Here is a 21477-nt window from a genome sequence, read left to right as displayed (position 1 = left end):
TTATCAAGAGAGACTTTTAGACATGGCGACTATTTTCGACCCGATCAAACTTGGCGACATCGAGCTGAACAACCGCATCATCATGGCCCCGCTGACCCGTTGCCGCGCCGACGAAGGTCGTGTGCCGAACGCGCTGATGGCCGAATACTACGTGCAGCGCGCCTCGGCCGGCCTGATCCTCAGCGAAGCCACTTCGGTAACGCCGATGGGCGTTGGCTACCCGGACACCCCGGGCATCTGGTCCAACGATCAAGTGCGTGGCTGGGCCAATGTGACCAAGGCGATTCACGGCGCCGGCGGAAAGATCTTCCTGCAACTGTGGCACGTTGGCCGCATCTCCCATCCTTCGTACTTGAACGGTGAAACGCCGGTTGCACCAAGCGCCATCCAGCCAAAGGGCCACGTCAGCCTGGTGCGCCCACTGGCCGACTACCCAACCCCGCGCGCCCTGGAAACCGCTGAAATCGCCGACATCGTCGACGCCTACCGCACCGGTGCAGAAAACGCCAAAGCCGCCGGTTTCGACGGCGTGGAAATCCATGGCGCCAACGGTTACCTGCTCGACCAGTTCCTGCAAAGCAGCACCAACCAGCGCACCGATCAGTACGGTGGCTCGCTGGAAAACCGTGCGCGCCTCTTGCTGGAAGTAACCGATGCCGCGATCGACGTCTGGGGCGCCGGCCGCGTGGGTGTGCACCTGGCACCGCGTGCCGACTCCCACGACATGGGCGATGACAACCTCGCTGAGACCTTCACCTATGTCGCTCGTGAACTGGGCAAGCGCGGCATCGCGTTCATCTGCTCACGGGAAAAAGAAGGCGCCGACAGCCTCGGCCCGCAACTGAAAGAAGCCTTTGGCGGCCCGTACATCGCCAACGAAAAATTCACCAAGGAAAGCGCCAACGAGTGGCTGGCCAGCGGTAAGGCTGACGCGGTGGCGTTCGGCGTGCCGTTCATTGCCAACCCGGATCTGCCCGCCCGTTTGCAGGCTGATGCGCCGTTGAACGAGCCGCATCCGGAAACTTTCTATGGCAAGGGTCCGGTGGGTTATATCGACTATCCGACGTTGTAATCACGCTGTAGCGCAGAAATAAGAAAGCCCCTGACTTGTGAGAGTCAGGGGCTTTTTGTTGTTCGGCTTCAGATTTGTTGCGTGGCACGACGCGTAGCCCCTCACCCCAGCCCTCTCCCGAGGGAGAGGGAGCCGATTTGCAGAGCTTTCAGAACCTGAGTTCGGCGGAGATATTCCAGGTCGGCGTATCTTGTAAGAGCAGCCCGGTCGGTCCCCTCTCCCTCTGGGAGAGGGCCAGGGTGAGGGGAAAGCGGCGAAACACGGTTTCACAAGAGCTACACAATTTCCCTACAAAATGCATGGCTCGCTGCGTTTAAACTCCCCGCCGCGATCATCAGCCATGGCGGCTGATTGACATCTCCCCGGGCAATTGCGCATTTTGTTTCATTTGCGCAGGCTCGGGCTCAGGCGCAGCATGTCCAGCCCGGTGTCGACCCAGCGTTCAGCCTCGGCGTGCAATTCGAAGCTGTCCGGGGCCAGCAGCCAGCCGTACAGCAGGCCGTCGATGTAGGCATGAATGCTGATGGCCGCGCGGGCAGTGTCGAGATCTTCCGGCAATTGGCCGCGATTCACCGCATTACGCAGGGTCAGGCCGATGCGCAGGTTGCAATCGAGACTGGCCGTCCGGCGCTGCTGGCGCAGATCGCACATTTCATCGGTGAACTCGCACTTATGAAAAAGAATTTCGTTGATGCGCCGGGTTTTCGGGTCCAGTGCAACTTGATGAAACAAATGAATCAGCAATTGCCGCATGCAACCGAGCGGGTCTGGCTCGTCTTCGCTTTCACTGGCCTTGGCCAGTTCATCCAGCGGTTCGTGCAGGCTGTCGAGCATGGCCTGCACCAGATCGGCCTTGTTGCTGAAATGCCAGTAGATGGCGCCACGCGTCACGCCGGCGAGGGTCGCGATGTCCGCCAGGGTGGTGCGGGCAACCCCCCTTTCATAGAAGGCTTTCTCGGCCGCTTCCAGAATCTGGCTGCGGGTTTCCTGAGCTTCCTCTTTGGTACGACGGACCATGGCAGTAAAACCTCAAACAGGATGTTTCAGGGATGGCTGAATATCCGCTGAATAAAGAGGGGGCGATCTCTCGTGAATCGACTCCCCGGCCTACAATTTCAAACCTTGCGACGACTTTTGTAACAGGGTGGATACGCGGCGCAGGTGTTTACAAACAACCATGAACGTAAGTATATTACTTAGCAAGCTACTTATCCACCCGGTGCCCGATTTTTACTCTTTCACACTTCTTGTGCGCTTCTCGCGCGCCTGACCCGAGGATCTTCATGCAATTCAAGCCAGCTGTTACCGCTCTGGTCACTGCCGTCGCCCTGGCATCGCTGCTCAGCGGATGTAAAAAGGAAGAAGCGGCCCCTGCCGCTCCGCCCCCTCAGGTCGGCGTCGTCACTCTGCAACCACAAGCCTTTACCCTCACCTCCGAGCTGCCGGGCCGCACCAGTGCGTTCCGCATCGCCGAAGTTCGCCCGCAGGTCAACGGCATCATTCTCAAGCGTCTGTTCAAGGAAGGCGCCGACGTCAAGGCCGGCCAGCAGCTGTATCAGATCGATCCGTCGGTCTATGAAGCGACGCTGAAAAGCGCCGAAGCCGAGCTGCGTTCGACCAAGTCGATCTCCGACCGCTACAAGCAACTGGTCGATGAGCAGGCCGTCAGCCGTCAGGAATACGACACTGCGCTGGCCAACCGCTTGCAATCGGAAGCGTCCCTTCAGAGCGCGCAGATCAACGTGCGTTACACCAAGGTCTATGCGCCGATCTCCGGCCGTATCGGCCGTTCCTCGGTGACCGAAGGCGCACTGGTCAGCAATGGTCAGGCCGACGCGATGGCGGTGATTCAACAGCTCGATCCGATCTACGTCGACGTCACCCAGTCGTCGGTGGAACTGCTGGAGCTGCGCCGCGAACTGGAAAGCGGCCGTCTGCAGAAGGCCGGCGACAACGCCGCGGCAGTCAAGCTGACCCTGGAAGACGGCAGCCAGTACAAGCTCGACGGCAAGCTGGAATTCTCCGAAGTCTCGGTTGACCAGACCACTGGCTCGGTGACCCTGCGCGCGGTGTTCCCGAACCCGGATCACACCCTGCTGCCAGGCATGTTCGTTCACGCCCAGCTGCAGGCCGGCGTCAACAGCGCAGCGATTCTCGCGCCGCAGCAAGGCGTGACCCGCGACCTCAAAGGCACCCCGACGGCACTGGTGGTCGGCGCTGACAACAAGGTCGAGCTGCGTCAGCTCAAGGCCAGCCGCACCGTCGGCAGCCAGTGGCTGATCGAAGACGGCCTGAAAGCCGGCGATCGTCTGATCACCGAAGGGCTGCAGTACGTCAAACCGGGCGTCGAGGTCAAAGCGACCGAGGCGACGAACGTCGGCACCAAGAACCCGGCCCCCGCACAGGCAGCTGACAAAGCCGCCGGCGGCAAAGGGGAGTAACCCATGTCAAAATTCTTCATCGACCGTCCGATTTTCGCCTGGGTGATCGCCCTGGTGATCATGCTGGTCGGGGCACTTTCGATCCTGAAATTGCCGATCAACCAATACCCGAGCATTGCGCCACCGGCCATTGCGATCCAGGTGACCTACCCAGGTGCGTCCGCACAAACCGTGCAGGACACCGTGGTCCAGGTCATCGAGCAACAGCTCAACGGTATCGACAACCTGCGTTATGTGTCGTCGGAAAGTAACTCCGACGGCAGCATGACCATCACCGCGACCTTCGAGCAAGGCACCAACTCCGACACCGCGCAGGTTCAGGTCCAGAACAAGCTGAACCTGGCCACCCCGCTGCTGCCGCAGGAAGTGCAGCAACAGGGTATCCGCGTGACCAAGGCAGTGAAGAACTTCCTGCTGGTGATCGGCGTGGTGTCGCGTGACGGCAGCATGACCAAGGACGACCTGTCCAACTACATCGTGTCGAACATGCAGGACCCGATCTCGCGAACTGCCGGTGTCGGTGACTTCCAGGTCTTCGGTGCGCAGTACGCGATGCGTATCTGGCTCGACCCGGCCAAGTTGAACAACTTCAACCTGACCCCGGTCGACGTGAAAAACGCCATTGCCGCGCAGAACGTTCAGGTTTCGTCCGGTCAGCTCGGTGGCTTGCCTGCTGTGCAGGGCCAGCAACTGAACGCGACGATCATCGGCAAGACCCGTCTGCAGACCGCCGAGCAGTTCAAGGAAATCCTCCTCAAGGTCAACAAGGACGGCTCGCAGGTTCGCCTCAAAGACGTCGCTGAAGTCGGTCTTGGCGGTGAGAACTACGCGATCAGCGCCCAGTTCAACGGCAGCCCGGCGTCCGGTCTGGCGGTGAAACTGGCCAACGGCGCCAACGCCCTCGACACCGCCAAAGCACTGCGCAACACCATCGACAGCCTCAAGCCGTTCTTCCCGCAAGGCATGGAAGTGGTGTTCCCGTACGACACCACCCCGGTGGTGACCGAGTCGATCAAAGGCGTGGTGCACACGCTGGTCGAAGCGATCGCGCTGGTGTTCCTGGTGATGTTCCTGTTCCTGCAGAACTTCCGCGCCACCGTCATCACCACGATGACCGTGCCAGTGGTACTGCTCGGTACGTTCGGCATCCTCGCCGCTGCCGGTTTCAGCATCAACACCCTGACCATGTTCGGCATGGTGCTGGCCATCGGTCTGCTGGTGGACGACGCCATCGTCGTGGTGGAGAACGTCGAGCGGGTGATGAGCGAAGAAGGCCTGTCGCCGAAGGAAGCGACGAAGAAGTCCATGGGACAGATCCAGGGCGCGCTGGTGGGTATCGCCCTCGTGCTCTCGGCGGTACTGCTGCCGATGGCATTCTTCAGCGGCTCCACCGGTGTGATCTACAAGCAGTTCTCGATCACCATCGTGTCGGCCATGGCCCTGTCGGTACTGGTTGCCTTGATCTTCACCCCGGCGCTGTGCGCGACCATGCTCAAGCCGATTCCGAAAGGCGAGCACGGTACCCCGAAGAAAGGTTTCTTCGGCTGGTTCAACCGCAACTTCGACCGTGGCGTACGCAGCTACGAGCGCGGCGTCGGCAACATGCTGACCCGCAAGGCTCCGTACCTGCTGGCGTACCTGCTGATCGTCGTGGGCATGATCTGGCTGTTCACCCGCATCCCGACCGCGTTCCTGCCGGAAGAAGACCAGGGCGTTCTGTTCGCTCAGGTGCAGACCCCGGCCGGTTCCAGTGCCCAGCGCACACAAGTGGTCGTGGACGAAATGCGTGAGTACCTGCTGCGTCCCAACAAGGACGGCGGTGAGGCGGACGCGGTGGCTTCGGTGTTCACCGTGACCGGCTTCAACTTCGCTGGCCGTGGGCAGAGCTCGGGTATGGCGTTCATCATGCTCAAGCCGTGGGGCGAACGTAACGCCGATAACAGCGTGTTCAATCTCGCTGCGCGTGCCCAGCAACACTTCTTCAGCTTCCGCGACGCGATGGTGTTTGCCTTCGCCCCGCCAGCGGTTCTGGAATTGGGTAACGCCACCGGTTTCGACGTGTTCCTGCAGGACCGTGCCGGTATCGGTCACGAAAAACTGATGGAAGCGCGTAACCAGTTCCTCGGCATGGCGGCGCAAAGCAAGGTGCTGACCCAGGTGCGTCCGAACGGCCTGAACGATGAACCGCAGTTCCAGCTGGAAATCGATGACGAGAAGGCCAGTGCCCTCGGCATCACCATCAGCGACATCAACAACACCCTGTCGATCGCGCTGGGCAGTAGCTACGTCAACGACTTCATCGACCGTGGTCGGGTGAAGAAAGTCTACGTGCAGGGCCAACCGGACTCGCGCATGAGCCCGGAAGACCTGAAGAAGTGGTACGTGCGCAACGCCGAAGGCACCATGGTTCCGTTCTCGGCATTCGCCAAGGGCGAGTGGGTCTACGGTTCGCCGAAACTGGCGCGCTACAACGGTGTGGAAGCGGTCGAGGTCCTCGGGGCTCCGGCGCCGGGCTACTCCACCGGTGAAGCGATGGCCGAAGTCGAAGCGATTGCCAAGAAGCTGCCGTCCGGTGTCGGTATCTCCTGGACCGGTCTGTCCTACGAGGAACGTCTGTCCGGCTCGCAAGCGCCAGCGCTGTACGCCCTGTCGCTGCTGATGGTGTTCCTGTGTCTGGCGGCGCTGTATGAAAGCTGGTCGATTCCGATCGCGGTCATGCTCGTGGTACCGCTGGGGATCATCGGTGCACTGATGGCGACCAGTCTGCGCGGTCTGTCCAACGACGTGTACTTCCAGGTAGGCCTGTTGACGACCATCGGTCTGGCGGCTAAAAACGCCATTCTGATCGTCGAATTCGCCAAGGAACTGCATGAACAGGGACGCACCCTGCGTGAAGCGGCAATCGAAGCCTGCCGCATGCGTCTGCGCCCGATCATCATGACCTCGCTGGCCTTCGTCCTCGGCGTGGTACCGCTGGCGATTTCCACCGGCGCCGGTTCAGGCAGTCAACATGCGATCGGTACCGGCGTGATTGGCGGTATGCTCACGGCCACGATCCTGGCGATCTTCTGGGTCCCACTGTTCTTCGTTACTGTGTCGTCGATCGGTCAGCGCAAAAAGACCGACGCGGATGAGACTACTGAAACTCCTAAAGAGGCTGGCCAATGAGCAAGTCGCTACTCTCCATCGCAGTCGCCGCCTTCGTGCTGAGCGGTTGCTCGCTGATACCTGACTATCAGCAGCCTGAGGCTCCGGTCGCAGGCCAGTACCCGCAGGGGCCGGCGTATTCGCCGGCCCAGGCTCCGGCGCAAGCCGCGGCCGAACAGGGCTGGAAGCAGTTTTTCCATGACCCTGCCCTGCAGCAGCTGATCCAGGTCGCCCTGGAAAACAACCGCGACCTGCGTGTCGCGGCGCTGAACATCGACGCTTACGCGGCGCAGTACCGCATCCAGCGCGCCGACCTGTTCCCGGCGGTGTCGGCCACTGCCGCCGGCAGCCGCCAGCGTCTGCCGGCCCGTGCCTCGCAGACCGGCGAGTCGACTATCAGCAGCTCCTACTCGGCCACGGTCGGGGTCAGCGCCTACGAACTCGACCTGTTCGGTCGAGTGCGCAGCCTGAGCGAGCAAGCGCTGCAACAATACTTCGCCACTGAAGAAGCACGTCGCAGCACACAGATCAGTCTGGTGGCCAACGTCGCCAATGCTTACCTCACCTGGCAGGCGGACAAGGAACTGCTCAAGCTGACTCAGGACACCCTCGGTGCCTTCGAAGAAAGCTACAAGCTGACCAGCCGCAGCAACGAAGTCGGTGTGGCTTCGGCGCTGGATCTGGCGCAGTCGCGCACTTCCGTGGAAAACGCCCGGGCACAATTGGCGCGTTACACCCGCCAAGTCGCGCAGGACGAAAACAGCCTGACCCTGCTGCTCGGCACCGGTATTCCGGCCAATCTGCAAGCGGCCAAACCGCTGGCCGACGACCTGCTCAGCGACGTGCCGGCCGGCCTGCCTTCGGATCTGCTGCAACGTCGTCCGGACATTCTGCAGGCCGAGTACAACCTGAAGGCGGCCAACGCCAACATCGGCGCGGCCCGTGCAGCGTTTTTCCCGAGCATCAGCCTGACCGCCAACGCGGGTAGCCTGAGCCCGGATCTGTCCGGCCTGTTCAAGGGCGGCTCGGGGACGTGGCTGTTCCAGCCGCAGATCAACCTGCCGATCTTCAACGCCGGCAGCCTGCGCGCCAGCCTCGACTACGCCAAGATCCAGAAGGACATTGGCGTGGCGAATTACGAGAAGTCGATTCAGACAGCCTTCCAGGAAGTCGCCGACGGCCTCGCTGCACGCCAGACCTACACCGAGCAGTTGCAAGCGCAGCGTGACTTCGTCCAGGCCAACCAGGATTACTACCGCCTGGCCGAACGTCGCTACCGCATCGGCGTCGACAGCAACCTGACCTTCCTCGATGCCCAGCGTCAGTTGTTCAGCGCGCAACAGGCACTGATCACCGACCGCCTCGCGCAGCTGACCAGTGCGGTCAACCTGTACAAGGCCTTGGGCGGTGGCTGGAATGCGCAGACCGCGCAGAACGAACCGCTGAAAGAAGAAGCGCCGAAGATGAAGCTGTTCTGATCATCGGCTGAATACATCAAGCCCACCTTATTGGTGGGCTTTTTGTTGCCTGTCGGAAAGGTTTGGCGGCCGAACTGGCCTCTTCGCGAGCAGGCTCGCTCCCACAGGGAAACGCATTCCAATTGTGGGAGCGAGCCTGCTCGCGAAGAGGACCTCACACTCACCCCTAATCCGGAGGAATCTTGCGTTCGATAACCGCCCAAAACCCGCTTTTCCCAATTGAATCCAATCATCCGCGCCCCGCACCATTCGACCCAGAAAACCAATAACAACAAGGTTCGACCCCATGCTCCAGCGCCCTGCCCCGCCCGGCTGACCGCCACGCTCCACCTCAGACTCGCATCACTTTGCCTGCGCCGCACCCGCCGCGACAGCGCAGCCGTTCGGCCTAAAAAACAAGAGAGACCCAAGTCCATGACAGTTTTCCCTGTGCCTTATGCATTGCCCGGTGTGATCGCCCTGGCCGTCGCCGGTCTGGCCCTGCCAGCCAGCGCCGAAGAAGGTGGCTTCGTCGAAGGCGCCAAGGTCAACCTCAACCTGCGCAACTTCTACATCAACCGCAATTTCACCAATCCGACCAAGGCCCAGGGCAAGGCTGAGGAGTGGACGCAGAGTTTCATCCTCGACGCGAAATCCGGCTTCACCCAAGGCACCGTCGGTTTCGGCATGGACGTGCTCGGGCTGTATTCGGTCAAGCTTGACGGCGGCAAAGGCACGGGCGGTACGCAGTTGTTGCCACTGGACCATGACGGTCGCCCGGCGGACAACTTCGGTCGCACCAACGTCGCGTTCAAGGCCAGACTCTCGCAGACCGAGGTCAAGGTTGGCGAATGGATGCCAGTGCTGCCGATCCTGCGTTCGGACGACGGTCGTTCGTTGCCGCAGACTTTTCGTGGCGGCCAGATCACTTCGAAGGAAATCGCTGGCCTGACCCTCTATGGCGGCCAGGTCCGCGCCAACAGCCCGCGCGACGACAGCAGCATGAGCGACATGTCGATGACCGGCAAAGCCGCGTTCACCTCTGACCGTTTCAACTTCCAGGGCGGCGAATACCTGTTCAACGACAAGCGCACGCAGATCGGCTTATGGAACGCGCAGCTCAAGGACATCTACAGCCAGCAGTACCTCAACGTGCTGCATAGCCAGCCGCTCGGCGACTGGACGCTGGGCGCCAACCTCGGCTTTTTCTATGGCAAGGAAGATGGCAGCGCCCGCGCCGGCGATCTCGACAACAAGACTTGGTACGGGATGTTTTCCGCCAAATACGGCGGCAACACGTTCTACGTCGGCCTGCAGAAACTGACCGGCGACAGCGCGTGGATGCGGGTCAACGGCACCAGCGGCGGCACCCTCGCCAACGACAGCTACAACGCCAGTTATGACAACGCTCAGGAACGCTCCTGGCAACTGCGCCACGACTACAATTTCGCCGCCATGGGCATCCCCGGTCTGACCCTGATGAACCGCTACATCAGCGGCGACAACGTGCACACCGGGACGATTACCGACGGCAAGGAATGGGGTCGCGAATCGGAACTGGGTTACACGGTGCAGAGCGGCACGTTGAAAGACTTGAATGTCAGATGGCGCAACTCGACCATGCGCCGGGATTTCAGCAATAACGAGTTTGATGAGAACCGCTTGATCGTCAGCTACCCGATCAGCCTGCTCTAACTACCGGCCCTTGTAGGAGCTGCCGAAGGCCGCGATCTTTTGATCTTGTTTTTAAAAAATCAAAATCAAAAGATCGCAGCCTTCGGCAGCTCCTACACGGGTACGCATTCCAACTGTGGGAGCGAGCCTGCTCGCGAAGGCGATGGCTCAGGCAACATCAATCCCGGGATTCAACACCCAATTCATCCCAAACCGATTCCGCCAGATGAAACGTCGCATTCGCCGCCGGAATCCCGCAGTAGATCGCGCTCTGCATGATCACTTCCTTGATCTCGCCACGGCTGACGCCATTATTGGCCGCGGCGCGCAGGTGCAGTTTCAGTTCGCCTTCGCGGTTCATGCCGATCAGCATGGCGATGGTGATCAGGCTGCGGGTGTGCCGGGGCAGGCCCGGGCGGGTCCAGATGTCGCCCCAGGCGTGGCGGGTGATCATTTCCTGAAATTCCGAGTTGAACTCGGTCAGCGTGGTCAGGCTGCGATCGACGTGGGCATCACCCAGTACCGCGCGGCGCACTTGCATGCCATCGTCGTAACGTTGTTTCTCGTCCACAAAATCTTCCTCACTGAGCTCGCAAAAACGCCAGCACCCGGTCGCTGAAGTCGGCGCCGGCCTGCACGTTGGACAAATGCGCCGCATAGAACTCGGCGTACTCGGCGCCGCGCACATGGTCGCGGATGAAATGCCCGCCGGACGGCGGCGTCACCGCATCTTCGCTGCCGGCAATCACCAGCAACGGCACATTGATCGAAGCCAGTTGTTCACGGAAATCGGCATCGCGCACCGCCGCGCAATTGGCCGCATAGCCCTGCGGATTGGTCGCGGCGAGCATGTCGGTAATCTTCTTCGCCGCCTCGGGATGCGCCGCCGAAAAGTCCGGAGTAAACCAGCGCGCGATCGAGGCATCACGCAGCGCGACCATCGCCGCCGGGCCGTCGCGCAACACGGTTTCGATGCGTGGATTCCACACCGACGGATCACCGATCTTCGCTGCGGTGTTGCAGACGATCAGCTTGTGCAAACGATGCCCGGCGTTAATACCCAGCCACTGACCGATCAGCCCGCCCATCGACAGTCCGCAAAAATGCGCGCGCTCGATGTGCAGCGCATCCAGCAGACCAAGCACGTCGTGGCCCAGTTGCTCGATGCTGTAAGGCCCTTCGGTGACCAGCGATTGTCCGTGGCCGCGAGTGTCGAAACGCAGCACGCGAAAATGCTCGGTGAACGCAGGCATCTGCGCATCCCACATGTGCAGGTCGGTGCCCAGCGAGTTGGACAGCACCAGCACCGGCGCATCGGCCGGGCCTTCTATTTGATAATGCAGTTCGCCATCGGCGAGTTGAACGAAAGCCACAGCCCTCTCCTTCAGACAGTCAAAGCGTTGTGTTCGGCCACCGCGCGCTCGACCCAGACTTGCGCCTGACCGAGGTAATGCGCCGGGTTCAGAAGATCATCGAGTTCAGCACCGCTGAGTTCGGCGGTGACTTGCGGCTCGTCACCGAGTACGGCGCGCAAATGGCGTTGTTCGGCCACCGCGCGCTTGCAGCATTGTTCGAGCAGATGATGCGCGGTGTCGCGGCCCACTCGTTGCGCGAGGACGATACTCACCGCTTCGGCCAGCACCAGGCCTTGAGTCAGTTCAAGATTGCTGGCCATGCGTGCGGCGTCGACCTCCAGGCCATCGGCGAGCAAACGCGCCTGCTGCAGCGAACCGGACACCAGGCAGCAGATTTCCGGCAGGGTTTCCCATTCGGCGTGCCACAAACCGAGGCTGCGCTCGTGTTCCTGGGGCATGGCGCTGAACAGTGTCGATACCAGCCCCGGCACCCGCGTTGCCGCGCCGATCAGCACCGCCGCGCCGACCGGGTTGCGCTTGTGCGGCATGGTCGACGAACCGCCCTTGCCCGGTGCGGCGGGTTCGAACACTTCCGCCGCCTCGGTCTGCATCAACAGGCTGATGTCGCGACCGAATTTGCCGAGGCTGCCGGCAATCAAGCCAAGCACCGCGCCGAACTCGACGATGCGATCGCGCTGGGTGTGCCACGGTTGCTCGGGCAGGCTCAGTTGCAGTTCTTCGGCCAGCGCTTGAGCAATCGGCAACCCCTGCTCGCCCAGCGCCGCGAGCGTGCCGGACGCGCCACCGAATTGCAGCACCAGCAGCCGTGGCTTGAGTTCTCGCAGACGCTGGCGGCTGCGCGTCATAGCGCCCAGCCAACCGGCGATCTTCATGCCCAGCGTCACTGGCGTCGCGTGTTGCAGCCAGGTGCGCCCGGCCAATGGTGTGGTGGCGAAACGTTGTGCCTGGGCGGCAAGTGAGTCGGCCAGATGCGCCAGTTGGTCTTCGATCAGCGCCAGCGCCTGACGCAATTGCAGGACCAGCCCGGAATCCATCACGTCCTGACTGGTCGCGCCCAGATGCACATAGCGCTCGGCTTCGGCATCGCTCGAGGCGATCTGTTTGCCCAACGCCTTGACCAGCGGAATCGCCGAATTGCCGGCCGTGGCAATCGCCTCACCCAATGCGGCGAAGTCATACAGGTGCGCATCGCACGCTGCGGCGATCGGTGCCACGGCCGAAGAAGGAATCAACCCGACCCGCGCTTCGGCCCGGGCCAGCGCCGCTTCGAAATCGAGCATCGCCTGCACCCGGCCCTGATCGCAGAACACCTCGCGCATATCGCGGGCGGTGAAGTAGGCATCGAACAATTGATTGCCCGGTCGCTGAGTCATAAACAGTCCTTGCCGGCGCGGGCCAGAACGGCCCGCGCACTTCGGGTTAGAGATCGTGGTGCAAATACTTCGCCTGCTTGGGCAACCGCAGACTGAACAGGAAGGCCACCGCCATCATCGCCGTGACGTACCAGTAGAAGGCGTTTTCCATACCGCCGGCCTTGAGGCTCAGGGCGACGAATTCCGCCGAGCCGCCGAAGATTGCATTGGCCACCGCGTAAGCCAGGCCGACACCCAGGGCGCGCACTTCCGGCGGGAACATCTCGGCTTTCACCAGACCGCTGATCGAGGTGTAGAAACTGACGATCGCCAGCGCCAGGGTGATCAGCACGAAGGCGAGGAACGGACTGCTGATGCTTTTCAGGCTGAGCAGGATCGGCACGGTGAACAACGTGCCGAGGGCGCCGAACCAGAGCATCGAGTTGCGCCGGCCGATCTTGTCGGCAAGCATGCCGAACAGCGGCTGCATGCACATATACAGGAACAGCGCGCCGGTCATGATGTAGCTGGCGGTCTTGGCGTGCATGCCGGCGGTGTTCACCAGGTATTTCTGCATGTAGGTGGTGAAGGTGTAGAAAATCAGCGAGCCGCCAGCGGTGTAGCCGAGCACGGTGATGAACGCCGCCTTGTGATCGCGGAACAGTGCGGTGATGCTCCCGGCATCCTTGTGTGCACGGGTTTCTTCGTTGGTGGTTTCCTTCAGCGAACGACGCAGGAACAGCGAAATCAGCGCCGCCACCGCACCGACCACGAACGGAATGCGCCAGCCGTAGGCGCGCAGATCTTCTTCAGTGAGGAACTGTTGCAGCACCACCACCAGCGACACCGCCAGCAGTTGCCCGCCGATCAGCGTCACGTACTGGAACGAAGCGAAGAAACCACGCTGGCCCTTGAGCGCGACTTCGCTCATGTAGGTCGCGGTGGTGCCGTACTCGCCGCCGACCGACAGGCCTTGCAGCAAGCGCGCAAACAACAACAGCACCGGCGCCCAGACGCCGATGTCCTTGTACGTTGGCAAGCAGGCGATCAGCAACGAGCCGAAGCACATCATCAGGATCGAGATGAGCATCGAATTCTTGCGCCCGTGCTTGTCAGCAACGCGGCCGAAAACCCAGCCACCAATCGGCCGCATCAGGAACCCGGCAGCGAACACGCCAGCGGTGTTGACCAGTTGCACGGTAGGGTTATCGGAGGGGAAAAACGCCGGGGCGAAATAGATCGCGCAGAAGGCGTAGACGTAGAAGTCGAACCATTCGACGAGGTTGCCGGACGAAGCGCCGACAATGGCGAAAATGCGCTTGCTGCGCTCTTCACCGGTGTAATGGGAGGTGGGCGTTGTCATTGTTTTTTCACTCGATAGGGACAGTCACAGTCTAGACATACTTTGCAACAGTCCCGTTCCACAGTTCCATCTGCAACACAGTTCCCTTGTAGGAGTGAGCCTGCTCGCGATGGCGGTGTGTCATTCAGACCATTTAAATCTGACACACCGCCATCGCGAGCAGGCTCACTCCTACAGGGATTGATGGTGTTCTTTCAATAATCGAAGAACACCGTCTCGGCATCAGTGCCCTGCAGAATCACGTTCCACTGGTAAACACCGGACGCATCCTGCTTCGCCAGCAACGTTGCGCGACGCTCTGCCGGCACACACTCCAGCAACGGATCAGCAACGTTCGCCGCTTCGCCTTCAAAATAAATACGGGTCAGCAGATGCTTGACCAAGCCACGCGCAAACACCAGCACCACCAGATGCGGCGCCTGGGTCGAGCCTTTCAAGCCGGGCACGGTGCCGGGTTTGATCGTGGTGAAACGGAAGCGCCCTTCGGCGTCCACCGGCACCCGACCGAAGCCTTCGAAATTCGGATCGAGCGGTTTGTCCTGCTGGTCTTCCGGGTGGTCATATTTGCCGACGGCGTTGGCCTGCCAGACTTCCAGCATGGCGTCGTTGACGACATCGCCATTGCCGTCGACCACCTGGCCGGTGATCGCCACGCGCTCGCCAAGGGTCAGCTCGTTGGCCAGGGTTTCGCGGTTCAGCCAGGTCAGGCCGATGTGGTAATACGGCCCGACGGTGTGGGACGTGGTCGCATAGAGGGTCATCTTATTTCTCCATCGGCGTGGCTTCACGCCCGCGCAGCACGATGTCCCAACGGTAACCGAGGGCGTAGGACGGAATGGTTTTTTCCAGATCGAAGCTGGCGATCAGGCGTTCCTTGGCCGAGGTGTCCGGCACGCAGTTGTAGATCGGGTCATACGCGAGCAACGGATCGCCGGGGAAGTACATTTGCGTGACCAGACGCGTAAGGATGCTCGGCCCGAACAGCGAAAAGTGGATGTGCGCCGGGCGCCAGGCGTTGTGGTGGTTGCCCCACGGGTAAGCCCCGGGCTTGATGGTCTGGAACTGGTACCAGCCGTCGGCATCGGTAACGGTGCGGCCGGTGCCGGTGAAGTTCGGGTCCAGCGGCGCGTCGTGCAGGTCGCGGGCGTGGTTGTAGCGACCGGCGGCGTTGGCCTGCCAGATCTCCACGAGAATCCCCGGCACCGGCAGCCCGTCTTCATCGAGCACACGGCCGTGAATAATGATGCGCTCGCCCAACGGCTCGCCGGCGTGCTGCGCGGTCAGGTCGTTGTCTTTCTCGGCAACGTGCTCGGCGCCGATGGTCGGACCGGTGATTTCCGAGAGTGAATGGGGCAGATACACCAAAGGCTTGGACGGCGAGCGCAGGTTGGTGGATTGATAAGTCGGGTGCAGGTAGTCAGGCTGAGTGCCTGCCTGTGGGCGACGGTAACCAGGCTTGTCAGTCATTTCGCTTTCCTCAATTCTTGTAAGTGCCGCAGCGCGTCAGACGCGTTCGATGGCCAGGGCCAAACCCTGGCCAACACCGACGCACATGGTCGCCAGACCTTTCTTGCCACCGGTCTTTTCCAACTGATGCAGGGCAGTCAGCACCAGTCGTGCGCCGCTCATGCCCAATGGGTGACCGAGGGCAATCGCGCCACCGTTCGGGTTGACCTGCGCAGCGTCATCCGCCAGACCCAGCTCACGCAGCACCGCCAAGCCTTGGCTGGCAAACGCCTCATTGAGTTCGATCACGTCAAAATCGCTGACCGCTACGCCGAGGCGCTCGGTCAGTTTGCGCACCGCTGGCACCGGGCCGATGCCCATCACCCGCGGTGCGACGCCGGCGCTGGCCATGCCGAGCACTTTCGCGCGGGCGGTCAGGCCGTGTTTTTTCACCGCTTCAGCCGAGGCAAGTATCAGCGCCGCGGCGCCATCGTTAACGCCAGAGGCATTGCCGGCGGTGACGGTTTTGTCCGCGCCGTTGACCGGTTTCAGTCTGGCCAGCGCTTCGATCGTGGTGTCAGCGCGCGGATGTTCGTCCTGGCTGACCACGGTTTCGCCCTTTTTATGAGCGATGCGCACTTCGACGATTTCTTCAGCGAAGTAACCGGCGGCCTGAGCGGCGGCGGTACGTTGCTGGCTGCGCAGGGCAAAGGCGTCCTGATCTTCGCGCGAGACTTTGTAGTCGTCGGCGACGTTGTCAGCGGTTTGCGGCATGGCATCGACGCCGTACTGCGCCTTCATCAGCGGGTTGATGAAACGCCAGCCGATGGTGGTGTCTTCCAGTTTCATGTTGCGCGAGAACGCCGCATCAGCCTTGCCCATCACGAACGGCGCGCGGGACATCGACTCGACGCCGCCGGCAATTGCCAGCTCCATTTCGCCGCTGGCGATCGCACGAAACGCAGTGCCGATGGCGTCCATGCCCGAAGCGCAAAGACGATTGAGGGTCACGCCGGGCACGCTGTCCGGCAGACCGGCGAGCAGCAGCGCCATGCGTGCAACGTTGCGGTTGTCTTCGCCGGCCTGGTTGGCGCAGCCGAGGAACACCTCATCGACTGCATTCCAGTCCACCGATGGATTGCGCTCCATCAAGGCTTTGATCGGCACGGCGGCCAGGTCATCGGCGCGAACGGCGGACAGTGCGCCGCCGAAACGGCCGATGGGGGTGCGAATCGCGTCGCAGATATACACGTCACGCATCATGCTTCTCCCGGTGCCTGACCGTGGGCGGCGGCGGTGCGCGCTTCAAGATCACGCAGCGCGGTCAGCTCGACTTCGGTCGGCTCAGCAGTGGTTTCAACGGATTCGGCAAAACGGATCGCCCAACCGGTGGCGGCGACCACTTGCTCGCGGGTCACGCCCGGATGCAACGCGGTGACCACGAACTCGTTAGTGCCCTCCTCCGGTTCCATGATGCACAGGTCGGTGATGATCCCCACCGGCCCGGCACCCGGCAGGCCCAGACGTTTGCGCGAATCGCCACCCTCGCCGTGACCGACGGAGGTGATGAAATCGAGTTTGTCGACAAACGAACGCGCCGACTGTTTAAGGATGATCAGCACGCTTTTCGCCGAACCGGCAATCTCCGGCGCGCCACCGGCACCCGGCAGACGCACTTTCGGCGCGTGGTAGTCGCCGACCACGGTGGTGTTGATGTTGCCGAAACGGTCAACCTGCGCGGCGCCGAGAAAACCGACGTCGATGCGTCCGCCCTGCAGCCAATAGCGAAAAATCTCACCGGTCGGCACGACGGTGTCGGCGGTTTCGGCCAGCTCGCCGTCACCGATGGACAGTGGCAGCACGCTCGGCTTGGCGCCAATCGGGCCGGATTCGTAGATCAGCACCACGTCCGGCGATGAAGTGAGACGCGCAAGGTTGGCGGCTTTCGACGGCAGGCCGATGCCGACGAAGCACACCGAGCCGTTCTTCAGGCGCCGGGCCGCAGCGACGGTCATCATTTCATTGGTGGTGTAAGTCATTACTTGGCCTCCGAAGCAGCGGCCAACTTGGCCTGGAATTCGCTGAAATCAGCGCAGCCATGGATGTATTCGTTGATCCACGCGGTAAACGTCTCACGGTCACGGGCGATCGGATCCCACGCCTGATAGAAACGATTGTCACGCTCGGTGTAACCGTGGGCGTAGGACGGATGCGCGCCACCCGGTACATGGCAGACCGCGCTCAAGGCCCAGGTCGGCAGTACACAGGCGTTCATCGGTGCGTTGAGGTCGTCGACGATTTCTTCCACGGTGACGATGCAGCGCTTGGCCGCCAGCGCGGCTTCTTTCTGCACGCCAAGAATGCCCCAGAGCAGAACATTGCCCTTGCGGTCGGCCTTCTGTGCATGAATCACGGTGACGTCGGGGCGTACCGATGGCACTGCCGCCAGCACTTCGCCGGTGAACGGGCAGGTCACGGTTTTGATCAGCGGATTGACCTTCGGCAGGTCGGAACCGGCGTAGGCACGCAGCACCGCGAACGGCAGGCCGGACGCGCCAGCGACATAGGCATTGGCGAGGTCGGCATGGCTGTGCTCTTCGATTTCCAGGGCGTGCGGCCATTGCTTCTCGACCGCGTCACGCAGACGGTGCAGCGAGCCCACACCCGGGTTGCCGCCCCAGGAGAAAATCAGTTTGCGCGCACAACCGGCGCCGATCAGTTGGTCGTAGATCAGGTCCGGCGTCATCCGCACCAGCGTCAGATCTTTCTTGCCCTGACGAATGATTTCATGACCCGCTGCCGTAGGGATCAGGTGAGTGAAGCCTTCGAGGGCGACGGTATCGCCGTCGTTGACGAATTGCTTCACCGCGTCGTGCAGCGAAAGGATCTCAGCCATGGAGCAGGCTCCTGTTCTTTTGTAAGGAATCGCCAGTGATAAAAAGGCGCGAGGTTCAGCGCCGGAGTCACTGAAGATTAAGCCTGGGAAAATCGCCAAACAATCCGATAATCGACTGAGTGTTCGTTTATCGAACGGATTGTTGCTTCCCTATCGGTTCGTGTCGCCTGCAAAAGATCGCAGCCTTCGGCAGCTCCTACATTTGAAATGCATTCCCCTGTAGGAGCTGCCGAAGGCTGCGATCTTTTCGCTCTAAATGAAAATATCAGGTGGCATCGGCGTGACTGACCATGCCCTTGATCAGCACCGCCGCCGTGGCCAAACCGGCCGGGATCACCAGTGCGGTCAGCACCTGCTCGAAATTCCAGCCCAGGCCGAGCAAGGTCGCGCCCATCCACGCGCCAAGGATCGCGCCAAAGCGGCCAATGCCGAGCATCCACGACACCCCGGTCGCGCGGCCCTGAGTCGGGTAGAAGCGGGCTGCCAGCGACGGCATCGCCGATTGCGCGCCGTTCACACACATGCCCGCCACCAGCACCAGCGTCGCCAGCAAGGTGATGTTGCCCAGGCTCTGCCCTACCGCGTAGGCAAATATTCCGGCCAGCAGGTAGAAAATGCCGATGACCTTGTGCGGATTGAAGCGGTCCATCGCCCAGCCCACCGCGACCGCACTCAACACGCCGCCGAACTGGAACAACGCACCGATAAACGCAGCCTGCTCCATGCTCGCGCCGCTGTCGCGCATCAGCGTCGGCAACCAACTGGTCAGCAGGTAGACGATCACCAGGCCCATGAAATAGGTCAGCCACAACAGCAGCGTGCCAGTGCTGTAAGTGCCGGAGAAAATCACCGCGAAGACATTGCGCGCCTTGACGGTTTTCTGTTCCGGCACACTGAAGCTCGAAGCCTGAGCGACGGTGATCGGATCGATCGGTGCCAGGGTCTTGCGCACTTTGTCGGTGCCACGGTTGCGCACCACCAGATAACGCGCCGATTCCGGCAGCCAGAACAGCAGCACAACCGCGAGGATCAGCGGCAGGATCCCGCCGATCATCAGCAAGGCGTGCCAGCCGAACGCCGGGATCAATTTTGCCGAGATGAAACCACCGCCGGCCATGCCGAGGTTGAAGCCGCAGAACATGCTCGTCACCAGCAGCGACTTCTTGCGCTCCGGGGTGTATTCCGAGAGCAGCGTGGTGGCGTTGGGCATGCCCGCACCGAGACCGAGCCCGGTCAGGAAGCGCAACACCAGCAGTTGTTCGACGTTGGTGCTGTACGCCGAGGCCAGACTGAAGCCGCCGAACAGAATCACCGCGCCAACGAGTACGACTTTTCGTCCGAAGCGGTCAGCCAGAGGGCCGGAGCCGAGGGCACCGAAGACCATGCCGATCAGCGCGGCACTCATCACCGGGCCGAGGCTGGCGCGATCGATACCCCAGTCCTGCGACAGCGCCGGGGCGATGAAGCCCATGGCGGCAGTGTCGAGACCATCGAGAAATACGATCAGGAAACACAGGATCACCACCCGCCGCTGATAGCGCGAGATCGGTTGAGCGTTGATGAAGGTCTGCACATCGAGGCAGTTACCCACAGCGGACTGAGGCTGGTTCATTATTTTTATTCCACGCAAAAAAACGCAGTCGAACGGCGGCCGGCCAGAGCACGGCACGGTCACAAGAAAAGAAGGTTGTAATCAGGCGTTGCGCGGGACCCGGCAACAACGGGTGAAACACAGACAGACGGGGATCGGGCGCATGGTGAGTTGCCTCTTGTCATTATTATCGTGGTCGACAGTCCGGCGGGCTCATACACGTCAGCACCGGATGACGCTGCCGCGACATTAATGATCCGAGGGTTTTAGCGTCAATTCGATAAACGCAACACTGTGCGTTTATCGAACAGCTTCCTCAGGCGAACAACTGCGCGCTGAGGTCGCGACTGGCGCTGAGCAGGCCCGGCAGAAAGCGCTGCTCCAACTCGGCGCGACTGACCCGGCCGGCGTGGGTGCTGACATTCAGCGCCGCGACCACTTGCCCGGAGGCGTCGTACACCGGCACGGCGATCGAGCGCAGGCCCTGTTCCAGTTCCTGATCGACAATGCACCAGCCCTGCTGACGCACTTGCTGCAAACACTCAAGCAAAGCGTCGGGCGTGTGAATGGTGCGGCTGGTCTTGGCGACGAGTTCAGCGTGGTCGAGGTATTCGCCCAGCGACGTGTCATCCAGCGCTGCCAACAGAATCCGGCCCATCGACGTGCAATACGCAGGGAGACGCCCGCCGACTGAAAGGTCTACCGAGATCAACCGCTGCGTGGTCGCCGAGCGGGCAATGTAGAGAATGTCATCGCCCTCCAGCGTCGCCATGTTGCAGGCTTCGTGCAGTTGCTCGCTCATGCGGTCGAGATAGGGCTGGGCGGAAACGGCGAGCGGCGTCGAGGACAAATAGGCGTGGCCGAGGGTCAGCACCTTCGGCAGCAACGAATAGGTACGGCCGTCGGTGGTGGCGTAGCCGAGCTTGATCAGCGTGTGCAGGCAACGGCGCACGGCGGCGCGGGGAATTTCCGTGCGATGGCTGATCTGTGCAATGGTCAGGTGACGCTTGCGTTCCTGAAATGCCTGCACCACCGCGAGGCCACGGGCCAGCGAGGTCATGAAATCCGGATCACCGGTCAGCGCCTGAATGCGCTTGGCCGGCGAGGCGACGATGGGCGGCGCCACCGACGTGAAGGAGTTGCGCATTTGATCGTTCATTTCTTGTCCTTGTCCGGCACGCATCAATGCCTAGTCAAACGGCTCGCCGCGCGATGCACAAGCACCGGGGCACCAACATTGGGCGATTATCGAACCGCCGACCGATAATCGCAATCCAGCGCAGCGCCCCCTTCCCTTGCCCTTAGTCGCCTTTATCGATTCTGCTCACAACTTGGTTGTTCTAGTTAATGGCGCCAAAAACAGAACGCCTGTTTCTATAACGCTGTCGTTACACTCAACTATGGGCAAAAGTTGCCAGCAACAAACCCGTCACACATTCAGAACCGTTTTTAACTTGGCAAAGATAGTCATTCCCGAATCGACCGCTATAATGCACCCTAGTCGCGGCGCTTTAATCCAAAGCCCGCGACTTGCTGAACGAGGCCCTTCGTCTCAGCCCCGGCCAGCGCCCGGCGCCCATTACACATGCAACGCCAGCGCTCGCTGAAACAGGAAACTGATGCTGCGTCAGTTTTTATCTGGTGCCGTAGCCGCCTGTAACA

General features: G+C 61.4%; 17 protein-coding genes. 5 read left to right on the top strand and 12 right to left on the bottom strand.

Annotated features, from left to right (window positions below):
* The first annotated feature begins 22 nt into the window (after nt 1-22).
* A complete protein-coding gene (locus LIS66_RS06345; RefSeq protein ID WP_227973823.1) occupies nt 23-1072 on the top strand; it encodes an alkene reductase in 1050 nt (349 codons plus the stop codon).
* Nucleotides 1073-1456: 384 nt separating this feature from the next.
* On the opposite strand, the gene emhR is transcribed toward LIS66_RS06345, so the two are convergent.
* Nucleotides 1457-2089: an efflux system transcriptional repressor EmhR gene (emhR, locus tag LIS66_RS06340; RefSeq protein WP_016771330.1), complete on the bottom strand. Its 633-nt coding sequence runs from the start codon at nt 2087-2089 to the stop codon at nt 1457-1459.
* Between the two features lie 266 nt (nt 2090-2355).
* Here emhR and emhA point away from each other — a divergent pair, with 266 nt between their 5' ends.
* The 4 genes from emhA (at nt 2356) to LIS66_RS06320 (ending at nt 9812) form a co-directional block, all read left to right on the top strand.
* Entirely contained in the window at nt 2356-3513 is a 1158-nt protein-coding gene (gene emhA / locus LIS66_RS06335; RefSeq protein WP_016771331.1) for an efflux RND transporter periplasmic adaptor subunit EmhA, read from the top strand.
* A 3-nt stretch (nt 3514-3516) separates the two neighbouring features.
* Nucleotides 3517-6681, top strand: coding sequence for an efflux RND transporter permease subunit EmhB (gene emhB / locus LIS66_RS06330; protein WP_039762672.1), 3165 nt, complete (start codon nt 3517-3519; stop codon nt 6679-6681).
* The gene (gene emhC, locus LIS66_RS06325; protein ID WP_042608184.1) at nt 6678-8138 is read left to right on the top strand and encodes an efflux RND transporter outer membrane subunit EmhC; all 1461 of its coding nucleotides are present in this window, start codon (nt 6678-6680) and stop codon (nt 8136-8138) included. Before emhB ends, emhC begins: the two co-directional genes overlap by 4 nt.
* A 414-nt stretch (nt 8139-8552) precedes the next feature.
* On the top strand, nt 8553-9812 hold the full coding sequence (locus tag LIS66_RS06320) for an OprD family porin (protein ID WP_227973822.1): 1260 nt from the start codon (nt 8553-8555) through the stop codon (nt 9810-9812).
* A 157-nt stretch (nt 9813-9969) separates the two neighbouring features.
* Here the strand turns inward: LIS66_RS06320 and pcaC are convergent, their stop codons facing one another.
* The 11 genes from pcaC to pcaR form a co-directional block, all read right to left on the bottom strand.
* Nucleotides 9970-10362: a 4-carboxymuconolactone decarboxylase gene (gene pcaC, locus LIS66_RS06315; protein WP_007957838.1), complete on the bottom strand. Its 393-nt coding sequence runs from the start codon at nt 10360-10362 to the stop codon at nt 9970-9972.
* A gap of 10 nt (nt 10363-10372) precedes the next feature.
* The gene (gene pcaD, locus LIS66_RS06310; RefSeq protein WP_123418037.1) at nt 10373-11164 is read right to left on the bottom strand and encodes a 3-oxoadipate enol-lactonase; all 792 of its coding nucleotides are present in this window, start codon (nt 11162-11164) and stop codon (nt 10373-10375) included.
* Nucleotides 11165-11175: 11 nt separating this feature from the next.
* On the bottom strand, nt 11176-12540 hold the full coding sequence (locus LIS66_RS06305) for a 3-carboxy-cis,cis-muconate cycloisomerase (protein WP_227973821.1): 1365 nt from the start codon (nt 12538-12540) through the stop codon (nt 11176-11178).
* A gap of 46 nt (nt 12541-12586) precedes the next feature.
* A complete protein-coding gene (locus LIS66_RS06300; protein ID WP_227973820.1) occupies nt 12587-13882 on the bottom strand; it encodes an MFS family transporter in 1296 nt (431 codons plus the stop codon).
* Between the two features lie 194 nt (nt 13883-14076).
* Nucleotides 14077-14643: a protocatechuate 3,4-dioxygenase subunit alpha gene (gene pcaG, locus LIS66_RS06295; RefSeq protein WP_042608188.1), complete on the bottom strand. Its 567-nt coding sequence runs from the start codon at nt 14641-14643 to the stop codon at nt 14077-14079.
* 1 nt (nt 14644) lies between these two features.
* Nucleotides 14645-15349: a protocatechuate 3,4-dioxygenase subunit beta gene (gene pcaH / locus LIS66_RS06290; RefSeq protein WP_042608189.1), complete on the bottom strand. Its 705-nt coding sequence runs from the start codon at nt 15347-15349 to the stop codon at nt 14645-14647.
* A 36-nt stretch (nt 15350-15385) separates the two neighbouring features.
* Nucleotides 15386-16591, bottom strand: coding sequence for a 3-oxoadipyl-CoA thiolase (pcaF, locus tag LIS66_RS06285; RefSeq protein ID WP_227973819.1), 1206 nt, complete (start codon nt 16589-16591; stop codon nt 15386-15388).
* A complete protein-coding gene (locus tag LIS66_RS06280; protein WP_123418040.1) occupies nt 16588-17367 on the bottom strand; it encodes a CoA-transferase subunit beta in 780 nt (259 codons plus the stop codon). Before LIS66_RS06280 ends, pcaF begins: the two co-directional genes overlap by 4 nt.
* Nucleotides 17367-18224: a CoA transferase subunit A gene (locus tag LIS66_RS06275; protein WP_024011937.1), complete on the bottom strand. Its 858-nt coding sequence runs from the start codon at nt 18222-18224 to the stop codon at nt 17367-17369. The genes LIS66_RS06280 and LIS66_RS06275 overlap by 1 nt, the downstream gene beginning before the upstream one ends.
* Before the next feature lie 265 nt (nt 18225-18489).
* Nucleotides 18490-19836: an MFS transporter gene (locus LIS66_RS06270; protein WP_227973818.1), complete on the bottom strand. Its 1347-nt coding sequence runs from the start codon at nt 19834-19836 to the stop codon at nt 18490-18492.
* Between the two features lie 295 nt (nt 19837-20131).
* Complete coding sequence (pcaR, locus tag LIS66_RS06265; RefSeq protein ID WP_016771343.1) at nt 20132-20974, bottom strand: pca regulon transcriptional regulator PcaR; 843 nt, start codon at nt 20972-20974, stop codon at nt 20132-20134.
* Nucleotides 20975-21477 lie beyond the last annotated feature (503 nt).

Origin of the sequence: Pseudomonas sp. HN2, from assembly GCF_020736465.1 — a bacterium.
GTDB classification, from domain to species: Bacteria; Pseudomonadota; Gammaproteobacteria; order Pseudomonadales; family Pseudomonadaceae; genus Aquipseudomonas; species Aquipseudomonas moraviensis_A.
Note: the sequence above shows the minus strand (reverse complement) of the source record. Positions and strands in the feature narration are given on the sequence as shown.